General features: G+C 51.1%; 18 protein-coding genes. 12 read left to right on the top strand and 6 right to left on the bottom strand.

The window, feature by feature from the left end:
* The first annotated feature begins 430 nt into the window (after positions 1-430).
* The 5 genes from ugpB (at position 431) to ugpQ (ending at position 5,434) form a co-directional block, all read left to right on the top strand.
* Positions 431-1,747 carry a sn-glycerol-3-phosphate ABC transporter substrate-binding protein UgpB gene (gene ugpB / locus LZP96_RS18405; protein ID WP_064327787.1) on the top strand — a complete coding sequence of 439 codons (1,317 nt, stop codon included), beginning with the start codon at positions 431-433 and terminating at the stop codon, positions 1,745-1,747.
* A gap of 139 nt (positions 1,748-1,886) precedes the next feature.
* Positions 1,887-2,774, top strand: a complete 888-nt coding sequence (gene ugpA / locus LZP96_RS18400) for a sn-glycerol-3-phosphate ABC transporter permease UgpA (RefSeq protein WP_064327786.1) — start codon at positions 1,887-1,889, stop codon at positions 2,772-2,774.
* Complete coding sequence (gene ugpE / locus LZP96_RS18395) at positions 2,771-3,616, top strand: sn-glycerol-3-phosphate ABC transporter permease UgpE (RefSeq protein WP_064327785.1); 846 nt, start codon at positions 2,771-2,773, stop codon at positions 3,614-3,616. The genes ugpA and ugpE overlap by 4 nt, the downstream gene beginning before the upstream one ends.
* Position 3,617: 1 nt before the next feature.
* Positions 3,618-4,688, top strand: a complete 1,071-nt coding sequence (locus tag LZP96_RS18390; RefSeq protein WP_064327784.1) for a sn-glycerol-3-phosphate import ATP-binding protein UgpC — start codon at positions 3,618-3,620, stop codon at positions 4,686-4,688.
* The gene (gene ugpQ / locus LZP96_RS18385; RefSeq protein ID WP_064327783.1) at positions 4,685-5,434 is read left to right on the top strand and encodes a glycerophosphodiester phosphodiesterase; all 750 of its coding nucleotides are present in this window, start codon (positions 4,685-4,687) and stop codon (positions 5,432-5,434) included. Before LZP96_RS18390 ends, ugpQ begins: the two co-directional genes overlap by 4 nt.
* Here ugpQ and LZP96_RS18380 read toward each other — a convergent pair.
* Positions 5,415-5,795 carry a DUF2756 family protein gene (locus LZP96_RS18380; protein ID WP_064327782.1) on the bottom strand — a complete coding sequence of 127 codons (381 nt, stop codon included), beginning with the start codon at positions 5,793-5,795 and terminating at the stop codon, positions 5,415-5,417. The two genes, ugpQ and LZP96_RS18380, sit on opposite strands and share 20 nt — an antisense overlap.
* Positions 5,796-5,917: 122 nt before the next feature.
* Between LZP96_RS18380 and ggt the strand changes: the two genes are divergently transcribed.
* Positions 5,918-7,663 carry a gamma-glutamyltransferase gene (ggt, locus tag LZP96_RS18375; protein ID WP_064327781.1) on the top strand — a complete coding sequence of 582 codons (1,746 nt, stop codon included), beginning with the start codon at positions 5,918-5,920 and terminating at the stop codon, positions 7,661-7,663.
* A gap of 82 nt (positions 7,664-7,745) precedes the next feature.
* On the opposite strand, the gene yhhY is transcribed toward ggt, so the two are convergent.
* Positions 7,746-8,234: an N-acetyltransferase gene (gene yhhY / locus LZP96_RS18370; protein ID WP_064327780.1), complete on the bottom strand. Its 489-nt coding sequence runs from the start codon at positions 8,232-8,234 to the stop codon at positions 7,746-7,748.
* A 423-nt stretch (positions 8,235-8,657) separates the two neighbouring features.
* Between yhhY and LZP96_RS18365 the strand changes: the two genes are divergently transcribed.
* The 6 genes from LZP96_RS18365 to LZP96_RS18340 all read left to right on the top strand — a co-directional run bounded on the left by LZP96_RS18365 (position 8,658) and on the right by LZP96_RS18340 (position 14,596).
* Complete coding sequence (locus LZP96_RS18365; protein WP_064327779.1) at positions 8,658-9,695, top strand: oxidoreductase; 1,038 nt, start codon at positions 8,658-8,660, stop codon at positions 9,693-9,695.
* A 123-nt stretch (positions 9,696-9,818) separates the two neighbouring features.
* The gene (locus tag LZP96_RS18360; protein ID WP_064327778.1) at positions 9,819-10,514 is read left to right on the top strand and encodes a pirin family protein; all 696 of its coding nucleotides are present in this window, start codon (positions 9,819-9,821) and stop codon (positions 10,512-10,514) included.
* Between the two features lie 100 nt (positions 10,515-10,614).
* The gene (gene gntR, locus LZP96_RS18355; RefSeq protein WP_064327777.1) at positions 10,615-11,610 is read left to right on the top strand and encodes a gluconate operon transcriptional repressor GntR; all 996 of its coding nucleotides are present in this window, start codon (positions 10,615-10,617) and stop codon (positions 11,608-11,610) included.
* A 126-nt stretch (positions 11,611-11,736) separates the two neighbouring features.
* Positions 11,737-12,264, top strand: a complete 528-nt coding sequence (gntK, locus tag LZP96_RS18350; RefSeq protein ID WP_064327776.1) for a gluconokinase — start codon at positions 11,737-11,739, stop codon at positions 12,262-12,264.
* Between the two features lie 3 nt (positions 12,265-12,267).
* Positions 12,268-13,608, top strand: a complete 1,341-nt coding sequence (gene gntU / locus LZP96_RS18345) for a gluconate transporter (RefSeq protein ID WP_064327775.1) — start codon at positions 12,268-12,270, stop codon at positions 13,606-13,608.
* 643 nt (positions 13,609-14,251) lie between these two features.
* Positions 14,252-14,596 (top strand): NAD(P)-dependent oxidoreductase, encoded by a 345-nt coding sequence (locus LZP96_RS18340; protein WP_082904955.1) that lies wholly within the window; start codon positions 14,252-14,254, stop codon positions 14,594-14,596.
* Between the two features lie 36 nt (positions 14,597-14,632).
* Here the strand turns inward: LZP96_RS18340 and LZP96_RS18335 are convergent, their stop codons facing one another.
* From LZP96_RS18335 to LZP96_RS18320, 4 genes are all read right to left on the bottom strand, one after another.
* Complete coding sequence (locus LZP96_RS18335; protein WP_064327774.1) at positions 14,633-15,034, bottom strand: hypothetical protein; 402 nt, start codon at positions 15,032-15,034, stop codon at positions 14,633-14,635.
* Between the two features lie 201 nt (positions 15,035-15,235).
* A complete protein-coding gene (locus tag LZP96_RS18330) occupies positions 15,236-15,643 on the bottom strand; it encodes a hypothetical protein (protein ID WP_064327773.1) in 408 nt (135 codons plus the stop codon).
* An 11-nt stretch (positions 15,644-15,654) separates the two neighbouring features.
* Positions 15,655-17,106, bottom strand: a complete 1,452-nt coding sequence (locus LZP96_RS18325; RefSeq protein ID WP_232462951.1) for a PAAR domain-containing protein — start codon at positions 17,104-17,106, stop codon at positions 15,655-15,657.
* A 193-nt stretch (positions 17,107-17,299) separates the two neighbouring features.
* Positions 17,300-17,818 (bottom strand): site-specific integrase, encoded by a 519-nt coding sequence (locus LZP96_RS18320; protein WP_064327772.1) that lies wholly within the window; start codon positions 17,816-17,818, stop codon positions 17,300-17,302.
* Positions 17,819-17,870 lie beyond the last annotated feature (52 nt).

Raw genomic sequence — 17,870 nt, 5'->3', positions numbered from 1 at the left:
CCCCGTGGGAGAGGGTCGGGGTGAGGGCACCCGACCGCACAAGGTCAAAGCAAAAAGGCAACGCACTGTATTCCCCCTCTCCCCGTGGGAGAGGGTCGGGGTGAGGGCACCCGACCGCACAAGGTCAAAGCAAAAAGGCAACGCACTGTATTCCCCCTCTCCCCGTGGGAGAGGGCCGGGGTGAGGGCACCCGACCGCAGAAGGTCAAAGCAAAAGGCAACGCACTATTTTCTCCCTCTCCCTGTGGGAGAGGGCAGGGGTGAGGGCATCAGAGCGCACCCCCCCTTCACACAACCATCATCCCCCTGACGTCTGGCTGTCACCTTTTTGTAAACAAACAGTTATTTTTCTGTCATTCGAGCATGTCATGTTACCTCGCGAGCATAAAAACGCGTGATATCGCGCATCCGGCACAATAAGAGAGATGACAATGACATCGTTACGACACACAGCTTTGGGACTGGCACTGGGTCTGGCTTTTGCGGGCAACGCGATGGCCGTTACCACTATTCCGTTCTGGCATTCCATGGAAGGGGAGTTGGGTAAAGAGGTTGACTCCCTGGCGCAGCGTTTCAACGACACCCACCCGGATTACAAAATTGTGCCGGTATACAAAGGGAACTATGAGCAGAGCCTGAGCGCCGGGATTGCGGCCTTCCGTACCGGCAATGCGCCTGCGCTGCTGCAGGTTTACGAAGTGGGCACGGCGACCATGATGGCCTCGAAAGCCATTAAACCGGTCTACGAAGTGTTCAAAGATGCAGGCATTAAATTCGACGAATCACAGTTCGTGCCGACGGTCGCGGGCTACTACACCGACTCTAAAACCGGGCATCTGCTGTCCCAGCCATTTAACAGCTCTACGCCGGTGCTGTACTACAACAAAGATGCCTTCAAGAAAGCAGGCTTAGATCCGGAACAGCCGCCAAAAACCTGGCAGGATCTGGCAGCGTACACGGCGAAGCTGAAAGCAGCCGGCATGAAGTGCGGCTACGCCAGCGGCTGGCAGGGCTGGATCCAGATTGAAAACTTCAGCGCATGGCATGGCCTGCCGGTCGCCACGAAAAATAACGGCTTTGACGGCACTGACGCGGTACTGGAGTTCAACAAGCCAGAGCAGGTGAAACACATCGCCCTGCTTGCCGATCTCAACAAGAAAGGCGATTTCAGCTACTTCGGGCGTAAAGACGAATCCACCGAGAAGTTCTATAGCGGTGACTGCGCCATTACCACGGCCTCTTCCGGTTCGCTGGCAGATATCCGTCATTACGCCAAATTCAACTACGGCGTGGGCATGATGCCTTACGACGCCGAAGTAAAAGGCGCACCGCAGAACGCCATTATCGGCGGGGCGAGCCTGTGGGTCATGCAGGGCAAAGACAACGGCACCTATAAAGGCGTGGCGGAGTTCCTCGACTTCCTGGCAAAACCTGAAAACGCTGCCGAATGGCACCAGAAAACGGGCTACCTGCCTATCACCAAAGCCGCGTATGACCTGACCCGTGAGCAGGGCTTCTATGAGAAGAACCCAGGCGCGGATATCGCAACGCGTCAGATGATGAACAAGCCGCCGTTGCCGTTCACCAAAGGCCTGCGTCTGGGCAACATGCCACAGATTCGTACCATTGTGGATGAAGAACTGGAAAGCGTCTGGACCGGTAAGAAAACACCACAGCAGGCGCTGGATTCCGCCGTGGAACGCGGTAATCAGCTGCTGCGCCGCTTCGAGCAGTCAACGAAATCGTAATCTGTGATTTGCCCGGTGATGCGCAGCGGATCCGGGCCTACGGGTTAATGCGGCCTGATGTCCTCACCCCAACCCTCTCCCATAGGGAGAGGGCGAAAACCCAAACCGCCACCCGGCAATGTTCAGGAACCTAATCTCAATGTCCTCATCCCGTCCGGTGTTCCGCTCCCGCTGGCTGCCCTATCTGCTGGTCGCGCCGCAGCTGATCATCACCGTTATCTTCTTTATCTGGCCCGCGGGCGAAGCGCTATGGTACTCGGTACAAAGCGTCGATCCCTTTGGGCTCTCCAGCCAGTTTGTTGGGCTGGATAACTTTGTCGCGCTGATGCATGACAGCTACTACATCGACTCTTTCTGGACCACGATGAAATTCAGCGCCATGGTCACCGTGAGCGGTCTGCTCGTGTCGCTATTTTTCGCCGCGCTGGTGGATTACGTCGTGCGCGGCAGTCGCGTGTATCAGACGCTGATGCTGCTCCCCTACGCCGTGGCGCCTGCCGTCGCCGCCGTGCTGTGGATCTTTCTGTTTAACCCGGGACGCGGGCTGATTACCCATTTCCTGGCTGAGATGGGCTACGACTGGAATCACGCTCAGAACAGTGGCCAGGCCATGTTCCTGGTGGTGTTTGCCTCCGTGTGGAAACAGATCAGCTACAACTTTCTGTTCTTCTTCGCCGCGTTACAGTCGATTCCACGATCGCTTGTAGAAGCTGCCGCAATTGATGGCGCAGGCCCGATACGCCGCTTCTTTAAGCTGGCGCTGCCGCTGATCGCGCCCGTCAGTTTCTTCCTGCTGGTGGTTAACCTGGTTTACGCCTTCTTCGATACCTTCCCGGTTATCGACGCCGCCACCGCCGGTGGGCCGGTGCAGGCAACCACCACGCTCATTTATAAAATCTACCGCGAAGGCTTTGCCGGACTCGACCTTTCCGCTTCTGCCGCTCAGTCAGTGGTGTTGATGTTCCTGGTGATTGTGCTCACGGTGGTTCAGTTCCGCTATGTCGAAAGTAAGGTGCGTTACCAATGATTGAGAACCGCCCCGGGCTGACAATTTTCAGCCACACCATGCTGATTTTGGGCATTATCGTCATTCTCTTTCCGCTCTATATCGCGTTTGTTGCCGCCACGCTGGACACCAAAGCGGTGTTTGAGACGCCGATGACGCTGATCCCAGGCGGGCATCTTTTCGAGAACATGAAAACGATCTGGACCCAGGGCGTGGGCGCTAACAGTGCGCCGTTCTGGTTGATGATGCTTAACAGCTTCATCATGGCGTTCGGCATCACGGTGGGGAAAATTACGGTGTCGATGCTCTCGGCTTTCGCCATCGTCTGGTTCCGCTTTCCCCTGCGCAACCTGTTCTTCTGGATGATCTTCATCACCCTGATGCTGCCGGTGGAAGTGCGTATCTTCCCGACGGTGGAGGTGATCGCCAATCTGAAGATGCTGGACAGCTACGCGGGTTTAACCCTGCCGCTGATGGCGTCGGCCACCGCGACGTTTCTGTTTCGCCAGTTCTTTATGACGCTGCCGGACGAGCTGATTGAGGCCGCGCGTATTGACGGTGCGTCGCCGATGCGCTTTTTCCGCGACATCGTACTGCCGCTGTCGAAAACCAATCTCGCGGCGCTGTTCGTCATCACCTTTATCTACGGCTGGAACCAGTATCTGTGGCCGCTGCTGATTGTCCAGGACGTCAACCTTGGCACCGCCGTGGCGGGTATCAAAGGCATGATCGCCACTGGCGAAGGCACCACGCTCTGGAACCAGGTGATGGCAGCAATGCTGCTCACCCTTATCCCCCCGGTCGTAATCGTTTTAGCCATGCAACGTGCGTTCGTGCGTGGTTTAGTCGACAGTGAGAAATAAAATGGCAGGACTTAAATTACAGGCAGTAACCAAAAGCTGGGACAACAAAACTCAGGTTATTCAGCCGTTAACGCTCGACGTGGCGGACGGGGAATTTATCGTGATGGTGGGCCCGTCTGGCTGCGGCAAATCGACGCTGCTGCGCATGGTGGCCGGGCTTGAACGTGTAACCAGCGGCGATATCTGGATCGATCGCCAGCGCGTGACCGAGATGGAGCCAAAGGATCGTGGCATCGCGATGGTATTTCAGAACTACGCCCTTTATCCGCACATGAGCGTGGAAGAGAACATGGCCTGGGGGCTGAAAATCCGTGGCATGGGCAAAGGCCATATTGCAGAGCGGGTGAAAGAGGCCGCACGTATTCTGGAGCTGGATGGTCTGCTCACGCGCCGTCCTCGCGAACTCTCCGGCGGGCAGCGCCAGCGCGTGGCGATGGGGCGCGCCATCGTACGTGACCCTGCGGTGTTCCTGTTTGATGAACCGCTCTCTAACCTGGATGCCAAACTGCGCGTGCAGATGCGTCTGGAGCTGCAGCATCTGCATCGTCGTCTGAAAACGACGTCGCTGTACGTCACCCACGATCAGGTAGAAGCCATGACGCTGGCGCAACGGGTAATGGTGATGAATAAAGGGGTGGCCGAACAGATTGGCACCCCGGTTGAGGTCTATGAAAAACCCGCCAGCCGCTTTGTGGCGAGCTTTATCGGCAGCCCGGCGATGAATCTGCTGGAAGGGCGGATCAGCAGCGCAGGCACGCACTTTGAGCTGGAGAGCGGTATGGCATTGCCGGTCAGTTGGTTCTATCGCGGGTACGCCGGACGAAAAATGACGCTCGGTATCCGCCCGGAGCATATTGCGTTAAGCTCGCAGGCTGATGGCGGCGTGCCGCTGGTGATGGACACGCTGGAGATGCTGGGGGCGGATAACCTGGCACACGGGCGCTGGGGCGATCAAAAAATGGTGGTCCGTCTGGCTCATCAGGAGCGCCCAAAAGCAGGCAGCACGCTGTGGCTGCATCTGCCCGAAAACCATCTGCACCTTTTTGATGGCGAAACAGGACAACGTGTATGAGCAACTGGCCCTATCCCCACATCGTCGCCCACCGTGGCGGCGGTAAACTGGCCCCGGAAAACACCCTGGCGGCAATCGACGCTGGCGCGCATTACGGCCACACGATGATTGAGTTTGACGCGAAGTTATCGAAGGACGGCGAAATTTTTCTGCTGCACGACGATAATCTGGAGCGCACCAGCAACGGCTGGGGCGTGGCGGGCGATCTGCCGTGGCGTGATTTGCTGAACGTGGATGCCGGAAGCTGGTACAGCAGCGCCTTCAAGGGTGAACCGCTGCCGCTGCTGGCAGAAGTCGCCGACAGATGCCGTCAGTACGGGATGATGGCGAACATCGAAATCAAACCCACCACGGGCACAGGGCCGCTGACGGGCAAAATGATAGCCCTGGCCGCACGTGAGCTGTGGGAAAGCATGACTGCACCTCTGCTCTCTTCTTTTGACATCGACGCGCTGGAAGCCGCGCAAAAAGCGGTGCCGGAGCTGCCTCGCGGACTGCTGCTGGATGCCTGGCGGGATGACTGGCAAGCGCTGACCACGCGGCTCGACTGCGTTTCGATTCACCTCAATCATAAGCTGCTGGATGAGGCGCGCGTAAGGCGGTTAAAAGAGGCCGGGCTGTATATTCTGGTCTACACCGTCAATAAACCCCAGCGCGCCGCAGAGCTGCTGCGCTGGGGCGTTGACAGTATCTGCACCGATGCGATTGACGTCATTGGCCCGCAGTTTAATTCTGCTGATTATTAAGCATATCGCCATTGGTACGCGGCTGGAGCATATGCTGCTGGCCGCTATCAGACGACACGCTCCCGTTTAGCATTCCGCCGTTGCCGTTGGGTAACGGCTGCTCACGAACCTGACCCTGCTGGATACGCTGGGTATTGGTGTTCATCTGCGTTTGCAGATTCTGCTGCTGAAGCTGCGTCTGCGTCCTCAACTGTTGATTCAACATCCCTTTTTGCTGCTGTTGCTGACTGCTCATTTCAGTCTGCATTCGCTGCTGGCTGGGGATGACGTAACCCTGCTGGTTCGGGTTATTCATCGTATTCAGAGGCTGTGCGAGCGCGGCAAAAGGGAGCAGCGCGGTAAGGATTAAGAGACGTTTCATGGGTATTTCCTCCTTCTGAGGCTTCTCTTAAGTTTATCCTGATTCCGACATAACGATGATTTTTTAAGAGTTGTGAACCAGGCTTAAGCGGGAATATGGATCCCATCACCTGGAGAACAACAATGATAAAACCAACGTTTTTGCGCTGGGTTGCCCTCGCCGCGTTGATGGCGGGCGGGACTTTCACTGTGGCGGCTAATCCTCCTGCGGCACCGCCCGTATCCTACGGCGTGGAAGAGGATGTTTTTCATCCTGTCCGTGCCACGCAGGGTATGGTGGCCTCGGTGGACGCGATGGCGACCCAGGTTGGGGTCGATATTCTTAAAGGGGGCGGTAACGCGGTAGATGCGGCCGTGGCGGTAGGTTATGCGCTGGCCGTGACGCATCCGCAGGCCGGTAATCTGGGGGGCGGCGGCTTTATGATGCTGCGAACCAAAGACGGTAAAACCGTGGCCATCGACTTCCGCGAAATGGCGCCTCAGCAAGCTTCCCGCGACATGTTCCTTGACGAACAGGGGAATCCGGACAGTAAAAAATCACTTACTTCCCATCTGGCAACCGGGGTTCCCGGCACCGTAGCGGGTTTCTCCCTGGCGCTGGAAAAATATGGCACCTTACCCCTGAACAAAGTGGTACAGCCTGCTATTAAGCTGGCGCGTGACGGCTTTGTGGTGAACGACGCGCTGGCCGACGATCTGAAGACCTACGGCAGCGAGGTTCTTCCCCAGCACGAAAACAGTAAGGCTATCTTCTGGAAAGAGGGCGAACCGCTGAAGAAGGGCGATAAGCTGGTGCAGAAGAATCTGGCGAAAAGCCTTGAGCTGATTGCGGAAAACGGACCGGATGCTTTCTATAAAGGAGCGATAGCCGATCAGATTGCCGAAGAGATGCAAAAGAACGGCGGCCTTATCACGAAAGCCGATCTGGCGGAGTATAAGGCGGTTGAGCGAGAGCCGATTAGCGGAACCTACCGTGGCTATGACGTCTTCTCCATGCCCCCACCGTCTTCCGGCGGTATTCACATCGTGCAGATCCTCAACATTCTTGAAAACTTCGATATGCACAAATATGGCTTTGGCAGCGCCGATGCGATGCAGGTCATGGCTGAGGCAGAAAAACGTGCTTACGCCGACCGCTCGGAATACCTTGGCGACCCGGATTTTGTGAAGGTGCCGTGGCAGGCGCTGACCAATAAAGCCTATGCCAAATCCCTGGCTGAGCAGATCGATATCAACAAGGCCAAACCGTCGAGCGAGATCCGCCCGGGCAAGCTGGCCCCGTATGAGAGCAACCAGACTACCCACTTCTCGGTGGTGGATAAAGACGGTAATGCGGTGGCGGTGACCTATACCCTCAACACCACCTTTGGTACCGGCATTGTGGCGGGCAACAGCGGGATCCTGCTCAATAACGAGATGGACGACTTCTCTGCCAAACCGGGCGTGCCAAACGTCTACGGGCTGGTGGGCGGGGATGCAAATGCGGTAGGGCCGAAGAAGCGTCCGTTGTCGTCTATGTCACCGACCATCGTGGTTAAAGACGGCAAAACCTGGCTGGTAACGGGGAGCCCGGGCGGTAGCCGTATTATTACCACCGTGCTGCAAATGGTGGTGAACAGTATTGATTATGGAATGAACGTCGCCGAAGCGACGAATGCCCCGCGTTTCCATCATCAGTGGCTGCCGGATGAGCTGCGCGTAGAGAAGGGCTTCAGCCCGGATACGCTTAAACTCCTCGAAGAGAAGGGGCAAAAAATCGCGGTGAAAGAGGCGATGGGCAGTACCCAGAGCATTATGGTCGGGCCGGATGGCGCGCTCTATGGTGCATCGGACCCACGTTCGGTCGATGATTTGACGGCGGGGTACTGATTGTGTTGCCGGGTGGCGGCTGCGCCTTACCCGGCCTGCGTTTCAATTCCCTCTCCCTGTGGGAGAGGGTGAGGGCAACACATTACTTCAACCGCGCCATATAATACGCGTCGACATATTCGCCGTTACGCAGGGCAAAGTTCCTGCCGGTCCCTTCAATTTCAAATCCAAACTTCTTGTACAGCGCCACTGCAGCAGGGTTATCAGCAAAAACGGTGAGTTCAATGCGGTCAATACGCAACCAGTTGTCGCACAGGTTGACCATCTCGCGCATGAGCGCACGACCTACGCCTCGTCCCTGCACGTCAGCGGCCACGCTTATGCCGAATGTTGCAACGTGGCTGCGGCGCGGATTTTCCATCACATCAAGTGCCATATGGCCGACCACTCGCTGGTCCAGACAGGCGACGAGATGACGTCTTCCCGGTTTCGCCGCAACCCGGTCATGCCACATATCCATTGAAGGATGGGGAACTTGTAGCGTGTCATGATACACCCCAGGATGCGACATAATGTCACGTAAAGCTTCTGCATCGCTGGCTTCGATATGGCGTATCACAATCTCACTCATTCCTTCATCCTCAGTCAGTTAAACGTCCATTCCAACATCAGTGAGATTAAAATTTGAGTCAACTGCTAATTTTTGCAAAAAATGATTGGACAACTGCGAATGAGAATGATTATTATTGCTCTGCGTTCAGGAAGACCTCTACGGAAACCTGAAAGCACGACATTGCTCACATTGCTTCCAGTATTATTTCAGCCAGCTTCTTGCTGGCTTTTTTTTACCTTTTTTCAGCCTGGCTTTCTTGCCATGTTGCCCCCTGGAAATGCTCGCAATCCGCACGTGCTCTGTGTACGCACCGGTTGCTGCGCGCTTGCCGTGAGCAAACTGGCAGTGACACTAACGGCTGATGCGCGAGCATCTGAAAGCTAGGGTGAGGGCAAAAGTTGCGCTATGGTTGCTCTTAGTAACCTTAAAAAGGACTGAACCATGACACTACATTGCGCATTTATTGGATTCGGCAAAAGCACCACCCGTTACCATCTCCCCTACGTTCTCAACCGCAAAGACAGCTGGCACGTCGCCCACATCTACCGCCGCAGTGCGAAGCCGGAGGAGCAGTCTCCCCAGTATTCTCATATTCATTTCACCAGCGATCTGGCGGAAGTGCTTAACGATCCGCAGGTGAAGCTGGTAATCGTCTGCACGCACGCCGACAGCCACTTCGACTATGCGAAGCAGGCGCTGGAGGCGGGTAAAAACGTGCTGGTGGAAAAACCCTTCACCCCGACCCTCGCCGAAGCGAAAGAGCTGTTCGCGCTGGCAAAACGTAACGGGCTGACCGTTACCCCGTATCAAAATCGTCGCTTTGACAGCTGCTTCCTGACGGCGAAAAAGGCGATTGAGAGCGGTAAGCTCGGCGATATCGTCGAGATTGAAAGCCACTTTGACTATTACCGTCCGGTTGCCGAAACCAAACCCGGCCTGCCGCAGGACGGCATGTTCTATGGGCTCGGCGTACACACGATGGATCAGATCATCTCTCTGTTTGGCCGCCCGGACCACGTAGCGTATGACATCCGCAGCCTGCGCAACAAAGCCAACCCGGACGATACCTTTGAAGCTCAGCTGTTTTATGGTCGCCTGAAAGCCATCGTTAAAACCAGCCACTACGTCAAAATCGACTACCCGAAATTTATCGTACACGGCACCAAAGGCTCGTTTATCAAATACGGTATCGACCAGCAGGAGACCAGCCTCAAGGCCAATATCATGCCGGGTGAGCCGGGCTTTGCGGCAGATGATACGGTTGGGATACTGGAGTATGTCAACGAAGAGGGTGTGACGGTGCGGGAAGAGTGGCTGCCTGAAACCGGCGACTATGGCCGTGTCTATGATGCATTGTATGACACCCTCACTGACGGCACGGCGAATTACGTCAAGGAAACTGACGTTCTCACCAATCTGGAAATCCTGGAACGCGGCTTTGAGCAAGCTTCTCCTGCCACGGTAACCCTTGCTAAGTAAGGTTTAATGGCTCCTCTGGACTTGTTCATAATTTTTGAACAGAGGAGTCAATTTTCACCCACTATCATCCCCGAAGGTTTACGTCCACACTTACTCCATCGAAACGAACTGGAGTGGAAAACAATGATCTTCTTACGCAAAGCAAACGAACGTGGTCACGCGAATCATGGCTGGCTGGACTCATGGCATACCTTTTCGTTTGCCGATTACTACGACCCGAATTTTATGGGCTTCTCTGCACTGCGCGTGATTAACGACGATGTGATCGACGCAGGCCAGGGCTTTGGCACTCACCCGCACAAAGACATGGAAATCCTGACCTATGTGCTTGAGGGCGCCGTAGCGCACAAAGACAGCATGGGCAACGAAGAGCAGGTTCCGGCCGGTGAGTTCCAGATTATGAGCGCGGGTACCGGTGTGCGTCACTCGGAATACAACCCGAGCAATACGGAAAAACTGCACCTGTATCAAATCTGGATCATTCCGGAAGAAACCGGCATCACGCCACGCTATGAACAGCGTCGCTTTGATGCGGAGCAAGGCAAACAGCTGGTGCTGTCACCGGATGCGCGTGACGGTTCCCTGAAAGTGCATCAGGATATGGAACTGTACCGCTGGGCGCTGGCGAAAGACGAACAATCCGTGCATCAGATTGCGGCTAACCGTCGCGTCTGGATCCAGGTGGTGAAAGGTAATGTGTCCATTAACGGCACCAAAGCCACCACGGCGGATGGTCTGGCAATCTGGGATGAGCAGGCGCTGTCCGTGCATGCCGACAGTGAAAGCGAAATTCTGCTGTTTGATCTGCCACCGGTCTAATAAATCATAAATAAATGCCCAACCGTCCCTCTGAAAGGGGAAGGTTGGGCTTTGTCCGTGATAAACTGAGCAAATCTCCCCCCACAGATTTCTCAGGACGATGAAAAAGAAAAGACCCGTACTTCAGGATGTAGCCGATCGCGTCGGTGTGACCAAAATGACGGTCAGCCGTTTCTTACGTAACCCGGAACAGGTTTCCCTGGCGTTGCGTGGCAAGATTGCCGCTGCTCTTGATGAACTGGGTTATATCCCCAACCGCGCACCCGATATCCTGTCAAATGCGACCAGCCGTGCGGTGGGCGTCCTGTTACCTTCCTTAACCAACCAGGTGTTCGCCGAAGTGCTGCGCGGTATCGAAAGCGTGACCGATGCGTTTGGATATCAAACCATGCTCGCGCACTACGGGTACAAGCCGGAACTGGAAGAGGAACGTCTGGAATCGATGCTTTCCTGGAACATTGACGGGCTGATCCTGACCGAGCGTACCCACACGCCACGAACCTTGAAAATGATTGAAGTGGCCGGTATCCCGGTGGTCGAGCTGATGGACAGCCAGTCGCCCTGTCTTGATATCGCGGTCGGGTTTGATAACTACGAAGCAGCACGTCAAATGACGGCGGCCATCCTGGCGCGCGGGCATCGCCACGTGGCCTATTTGGGTGCGCGTCTGGATGAACGTACTATCATCAAACAAAAGGGATATGAGCAGGCCATGCTCGATGCCAACTTAACGCCGTACAGCGTTATGGTGGAGCAGTCTTCCTCCTACTCGTCCGGTATTGAGCTGATGCGTCAGGCGCGTCGCGAGTATCCCCAGCTTGATGGTATTTTCTGTACCAACGATGACCTTGCGGTCGGCGCCGCCTTTGAGTGCCAGCGTCTGGGGCTGAAAATCCCGGATGACATCGCCATTGCAGGTTTCCATGGCCACGATATCGGCCAGGTGATGGAGCCGCGTCTGGCGAGCGTCCTGACGCCGCGTGAGCGCATGGGCCGTATCGGTGCAGAACGCCTGCTGGCGCGTATTCGTGGCGAGGTGGTGACGCCCAAAATGTTAGATTTAGGTTTCACCTTGTCACCAGGTGGATCAATTTAGTCTGACAAGTTTGAGCTAGCTCACACTTATTCACTTCATCCACGTTTGGATATTGCTTCTCTTTAGCCCCGGCAGGACAATGTTACCGATAACTGTTACCCGTAACAATAGACTGAGGGACTCCCTTTGAGCACGACGAATCACGATCACCACGTTTACGTCCTGATGGGCGTTTCCGGTAGCGGTAAATCTGCAGTTGCAAGCGAAGTCGCACACCAACTTCAGGCCGCGTTTCTGGATGGCGACTTTCTTCACCCGCGCAGCAACATCAATAAAATGGCTGCTGGCGAACCGTTGAATGACGAAGACCGTAAACCCTGGTTGCAGGCGCTGAATGATGCCGCCTTTGCGATGCAGCGCACCAATAAAGTCTCTCTGATTGTCTGTTCCGCGCTGAAAAAAACCTACCGCGACCTGCTGCGCGACGGTAACCCAAATCTCTCTTTCATCTACCTGAAAGGCGATTTCGGCGTAATTGAAAGCCGTCTGAAAGCGCGTAAAGGCCATTTCTTTAAGACCCAGATGCTGGTTACCCAGTTCGACACCTTACAGGAGCCGGGCACGGACGAGCAGGATGTATTAGTGGTTGATATCGATCAGTCACTGGAAGGTGTTGTCGCCAGCACCATCGAGGTTATTAATAAAAGGCAGTAAGTTTTGAGTACATTAACGTTAGTTTTAACAGCAGTCGGTTCCGTTTTGCTGCTGCTGTTTTTAGTCATGAAGGCGCGTATGCATGCTTTCGTGGCTTTGATGGTGGTGTCTATTGGTGCCGGTCTCTTTTCCGGTATGCCGCTCGATAAAATCGCGGCGACCATGGAAAAAGGGATGGGCGGCACGCTGGGCTTCCTGGCGATTGTCGTCGCACTGGGCGCGATGTTTGGCAAGATTTTGCATGAAACGGGCGCGGTCGATCAGATTGCCGTCAAAATGCTGAAATCCTTTGGTCACAGCCGCGCACACTATGCGATTGGCCTTGCCGGTCTGATCTGTGCGCTGCCGCTGTTCTTCGAAGTGGCGGTCGTGTTGCTGATTAGCGTGGCTTTCTCTATGGCCCGTCACACCGGCACTAACCTTGTGAAGCTGGTGATTCCGCTGTTTGCGGGCGTGGCGGCAGCGGCAGCGTTCTTGCTGCCAGGACCTGCGCCGATGCTGTTGGCGTCTCAGATGCACGCCGACTTTGGCTGGATGATCCTGATTGGCCTGTGCGCCGCGATCCCCGGGATGATCATTGCCGGCCCGCTGTGGGGCAACTTCATCAGTCGTTACGTCGAATTGCACATTCCGGATGACGTGACTGAGCCACACCTTGGCGAAGGTAAAATGCCGTCGTTCGCGTTCAGTCTGTCCTTGATTCTGCTCCCCCTGGTGCTGGTGGGTCTGAAAACGATTGCCGCGCGTTTTGTGCCGGTAGGGTCGACGACGTACGAGTGGTTTGAGTTTATCGGTCATCCATTCACGGCGATTCTGGTGGCCTGTCTGGTGGCGATTTACGGCCTGGCGATGCGTCAGGGCATGCCGAAAGACAAAGTGATGGAAATCTGCGGCCACGCGCTGCAGCCGGCGGGTATCATTCTACTGGTGATTGGCGCCGGTGGCGTGTTTAAGCAGGTACTGGTCGATTCCGGCGTGGGGCCTGCGCTGGGTGAAGCGTTGACCGGCATGGGCTTACCGATTGCGGTGACCTGCTTCGTGCTCGCTGCCGCGGTGCGCATCATTCAGGGTTCGGCAACGGTAGCATGCTTAACCGCCGTCGGTCTGGTGATGCCGGTGATTGAACAACTGAACTACTCCGGTGCACAGATGGCCGCGCTGTCTATCTGTATTGCGGGCGGTTCGATTGTGGTGTCACACGTTAACGACGCCGGCTTCTGGCTGTTCGGTAAGTTTACCGGCGCAACGGAAGCGCAGACCCTGAAAACCTGGACGCTGATGGAAACCATCCTCGGCACAACGGGTGCCATTGTCGGGATGATTGCGTTTACGCTGCTGAGCTAAGGCAAGGCAGGTAGAAAAAAGGACAACGTGAGTTGTCCTTTTTTGTTGTTTATTCCCCCTCTCCCCGTGGGAGAGGGCTGGGGTGAGGGCATCAGGCCGCATTAGCTCAAATCAAAAAAGGCAACGATAGTTGCCTTTTGTTGTGTTTGCTCCCTCTCCCTGTGGGAGAGGGCTGGGGTGAGGGCATCAGGCCGCATTAGCTCAAATCAAAAAGGCAACGATAGTTGCCTTTTGTTGTGTTTGCGCCCTCTTCCCGTGGGAGAGGGTTGGGGTGAGGGTATCAGGCCGCATTAGCTCAAATCAAAAAGGCAACGATAGTTGCCTTTTGTTGTGTTTGCTCCCTCTCCGTGGGAGAGGGTTGGGGTGAGGGCATCAGGGTACAATTTTATTGAGTTTAAGAAAAACCCCCAACATACAGACGAATTAAATAAGAGCAATCGCAACATCCTCAGGGAAGAGGGTTACTAAATAAAAAATTGGCATGGTTGGTGTTGGAAACATTGCAAAGAGGCTATGCCATTTGCTTACTGGTTTGAAGGTAACTATTTCGGCTTTCGAAAAGCATTTTGATAAATCACATGCCTGTTTTTAAAATGCCCAAGAAAAGCCTCATGGACATATATCTGTAGAATAAGATGTTGTTATTATCTTACTCCCATACTATTCGGAGTTAGATAAATGCATTGACAGGCGTTTGCTTTCATTTATGCATAATAGTTCTTTGGTAATTAATGCAGCAAGGGGAAGATTAATTGATTTAATTGCATTATATGATCTTGTTCATGAGAAAAACATTTATGCTGCCCTTGATGTTTTTGATGTTGAACCCCTACCTACTGAACACCCACTTCTTTCACTTCAGAATGTAATTGCTACACATCATATTGCAGCGGCGACAGTAGAAAATTATAAAAACACTGGAATTCATGCAGCACAAACGATTATTGATTTTTTTGAAGGTAAAGCAATTACAAACTTAGTAAATTGAATGTTCAGAAAGGGGCATATGCCCCTTTATAACTATCTACATATTTTTTTCAATATACATTAACGCAAGCATAATTAAAAACAATATACAACCTGCACGACCTATATAGACTTCAATTATGAAACTTTTAGTTAGATTTGATGGTAATCCTTTCATAAACTCCACATCACCCTCATTTTTACTAAAATAACTTTTCTTACCCTTTAACAGTGGTCTTACAATAAATTGTTTTTTCAGTCCATTATGATATGGGAGTGTAAACCATGTTGAATCTTTGAAGATTCTAACATCTAACGGTAAGTAATTGAATTCTTTCTCATATAGCTCACAGATTGTTTTAACCTTTCGATCATTTATTATCTTGAAATATATCATTACAATTCCCATAATAAAGAATATCAAATATAGTCCGATTGAAATGATCGCTAGTACGCTCATATGACATCCTTTCTATTCAATAAATTTCTTTTCATTAAAGAATTTACATATCATGAGTAATGTTAAATTTATCAACGTTAAAATCACGACACTTATTGCATAATGCTTAAGTAGAAGATATAACATGCTTCATTCTCTATTTGATTAGAAACTTAGTAAATTGAATGTTCAGAAAGGGGGGGCGCCCCCCTTTCCAGCGGCCTATATATTTTTATCAATCCACATCAATGAAAGCATAAGGATTGATAATACAACTACTGCACGGCCCATATAGACTTCAATTATGAAACTCCTGGTTAGTTTTGATGGTAATCCCTTCATAAATTCCACATCGCTCTCATTTTTACTAAAATGACTTTTCTTTCCCTTTAAAAGTGGTCTTATAATGAATTGTTTTTTTAGCCCATTATGGTATGGAAGTGTATACCACGTTGAATTTTTGAAGATTCTAACATCCAATGGTAAATAATTAAATTTTTTCTCATATAGCTCACAGATTTTTTTAACCTTTCGATCATTAATTATCTTAAAGGGTATCATGCTAATACATAAGATAAAAAAGACTAATGATAAAGCGATTGCAATATACGTTAGCGTAAGCTCCTTCATGGTCGATCCTCCTATTTATAAAATACATTATATATTTTTTCCCCTAGGAAACCGCCAAAAGCTTCAATGCTTTTACCTGCTGCATATACTGCACCACTTGAAACTATGATAGTACACGCTAATGCTCCCGCCCCCCCTACTGGCGCACTCAGAGCACCAAGGGCAACGACACATGCAGCCCCTGAACCTGCCACTATCAAATCACCTGCGCCCACTGTAATAGCTGTACTTAAAGAAAACTTACCTACTTCAATGAAAGCCGTCTTTTCACATTCTGCACCCACTGTACATGCATCATAAATCGTGTTTGCACCATTCAGGGCAGAAAGGCCAATGCCAGCATAACCTAATCCTTTCATAATTTTTACGATCTTTGCAGAACGCTCTATGTATGTTGCATACCCCTCTATATCCGCTATTCCTGTTTCATTCCAACGATGCATTATTGAATGGCTTGATAATCGCAATGCTTTCTTTATATCAGCATAATCAGCCAGACCCATTGGTTTCCTGAAAATTTTTGCAAAAATACTATCTAATTTTTTAAATAATGCGGCACGTTCAATGTAGAACTGTTCACCAATTAATGTCCCGTGGGTAATTAATTGATTTTGGTATGTGTTTTGGATTTGAATAAGTGTTCGTTCAATTTCAGTAAAATATTGATTTGCAGCCTCGGTAACTAATCCTCCGTATTCTGATCCTACTGATGAAAATAAATCAATTACATGCTTGTTTTTGTATAAAAAGCTTGCTTCTTCTTCTGTCAGCGGTTCTAAAGCAACATTAATACGTTCTTTGGCTTGCTGCATGTGTTTTATTTGTGTTTGGTCTTGCTTTAGAGGATCGACAACTAAAAGAATGGAACCAGCTTTGAATCTCTGTTCTGAATTTAGGGATTTATATAAGTCAGTTACGTCACTACTTGCTCCATTGAAGAGATATGGTTCGTATGCCATAGGTGAACCATTCCATGGAACTATGCAGTACCCGGCATCAACAGGTTCGCGGGGTTCTTCTTTTTCTTCCATGACAGGTGGAATCGGTTGAGGAGTCTCACGGGCTGGTGGTTGGGATGTCTCCGCTATATTGTTTGGTGTTTGTGGACGAGCTTTGACTGTTGTTACTTTCTCGCTCTCATAACCATATGTAACATCAAAAAATGATGGAATAAATTCACATTTACAAGCGCAACAACCTTTGCTGTGTAACGTTCCTGCGGCGAGGACACCATGAATTAAGTAATTAGGGATACCGCCTGATATCGTGTATGTTTTTTTGTCTACACCACAAATATATGTATCACCTACACGTGCTGTAGGGATTCCATGAATGCTATGATATGGGCATCCACTTAAAATGCTACCTCCACACGTGGTTTTATTACCTTTTACATGAAAATATCCTCTTGGCATTTCATTCACCTCTAATTTATTGAATTGTTTGGGTTCGTTATTACCCATTTCCCATCAGTTACATACCATTTAACTGCTATAGTTGGGCTTGAATCATCATATAATTCAGACACCAAAAAGATGTTTCACCTCAAATTAAGTGAAATTAATTGAATGGTTTTACTCTAAAGCATAACTGCCACACATAGCATTCTGTATACCATGCATAGCAGTTATGAATGAAGGGGTTATAATTAACGATTTAACTATTAATCAATTCATGGAGTTTACATTCCCATTTCAATAGAGCTTCCAGCTTTTCTTCATTATAATCATACCTGTCATAATGAACTGATGAAACATCATGTAAAGAATGGTGCTGGATTCTGTCATGAATTTCTTTTGTTATTTTTAGTTGTCCTGCCAGTGTTTTAAATGTACGTCTAAAATCCCGTGGAAGAAATTTTTCAACTTTGTATTTAAGACAAAAACTTTCAACGTTATCCAGTAACATTTCGCTGAACATATATTTCGTAGGTTCTTTTGCGTATTTACTGGTGTTTCCTTCTGCTAATTTTCCCTCCCAACGTTTAATTTTTTGTTCATATCCGTGATTAGGGAATAAAAACTCATTTTCCGGATGACGGGACATCATTGTTTCTATCAACTCTATTGCTGTTTCACAGAGTAAAAAATGATACCACTTTTTAGTTTTTGAAATATGTGGAGGCACAGAAAGTATTTTATTTTTCTTGTCATAATATTTTTTAGGCAATGCCATTATTTCATAGGGACGGTGGCCCCCACAAAAAAAATATTAGCTGTATAAGAAC

The sequence above is a fragment of the Huaxiibacter chinensis genome, from assembly GCF_022171985.1.
Taxonomy (GTDB): Bacteria; Pseudomonadota; Gammaproteobacteria; order Enterobacterales; family Enterobacteriaceae; genus Enterobacter; species Enterobacter chinensis_A.
This window is presented reverse-complemented; position numbering and strand designations above follow the sequence as displayed.

Bases quoted from the DNA above. Each gene is read 5' to 3' on its own strand.
- ugpQ (WP_064327783.1), top strand. From the start codon at position 4,685: ATGAGCAACTGGCCCTATCCCCACATCGTCGCCCACCGTGGCGGCGGT.
- ugpE (WP_064327785.1), top strand. From the start codon at position 2,771: ATGATTGAGAACCGCCCCGGGCTGACAATTTTCAGCCACACCATGCTG.
- LZP96_RS18320 (WP_064327772.1), bottom strand. From the start codon at position 17,818: ATGGCATTGCCTAAAAAATATTATGACAAGAAAAATAAAATACTTTCT.
- LZP96_RS18325 (WP_232462951.1), bottom strand. From the start codon at position 17,106: ATGGGTAATAACGAACCCAAACAATTCAATAAATTAGAGGTGAATGAA.
- ugpB (WP_064327787.1), top strand. From the start codon at position 431: ATGACATCGTTACGACACACAGCTTTGGGACTGGCACTGGGTCTGGCT.
- LZP96_RS18335 (WP_064327774.1), bottom strand. From the start codon at position 15,034: ATGAGCGTACTAGCGATCATTTCAATCGGACTATATTTGATATTCTTT.
- LZP96_RS18365 (WP_064327779.1), top strand. From the start codon at position 8,658: ATGACACTACATTGCGCATTTATTGGATTCGGCAAAAGCACCACCCGT.
- LZP96_RS18330 (WP_064327773.1), bottom strand. From the start codon at position 15,643: ATGAAGGAGCTTACGCTAACGTATATTGCAATCGCTTTATCATTAGTC.
- ggt (WP_064327781.1), top strand. From the start codon at position 5,918: ATGATAAAACCAACGTTTTTGCGCTGGGTTGCCCTCGCCGCGTTGATG.
- LZP96_RS18360 (WP_064327778.1), top strand. From the start codon at position 9,819: ATGATCTTCTTACGCAAAGCAAACGAACGTGGTCACGCGAATCATGGC.
- gntR (WP_064327777.1), top strand. From the start codon at position 10,615: ATGAAAAAGAAAAGACCCGTACTTCAGGATGTAGCCGATCGCGTCGGT.
- ugpA (WP_064327786.1), top strand. From the start codon at position 1,887: ATGTCCTCATCCCGTCCGGTGTTCCGCTCCCGCTGGCTGCCCTATCTG.
- yhhY (WP_064327780.1), bottom strand. From the start codon at position 8,234: ATGAGTGAGATTGTGATACGCCATATCGAAGCCAGCGATGCAGAAGCT.
- LZP96_RS18390 (WP_064327784.1), top strand. From the start codon at position 3,618: ATGGCAGGACTTAAATTACAGGCAGTAACCAAAAGCTGGGACAACAAA.
- LZP96_RS18380 (WP_064327782.1), bottom strand. From the start codon at position 5,795: ATGAAACGTCTCTTAATCCTTACCGCGCTGCTCCCTTTTGCCGCGCTC.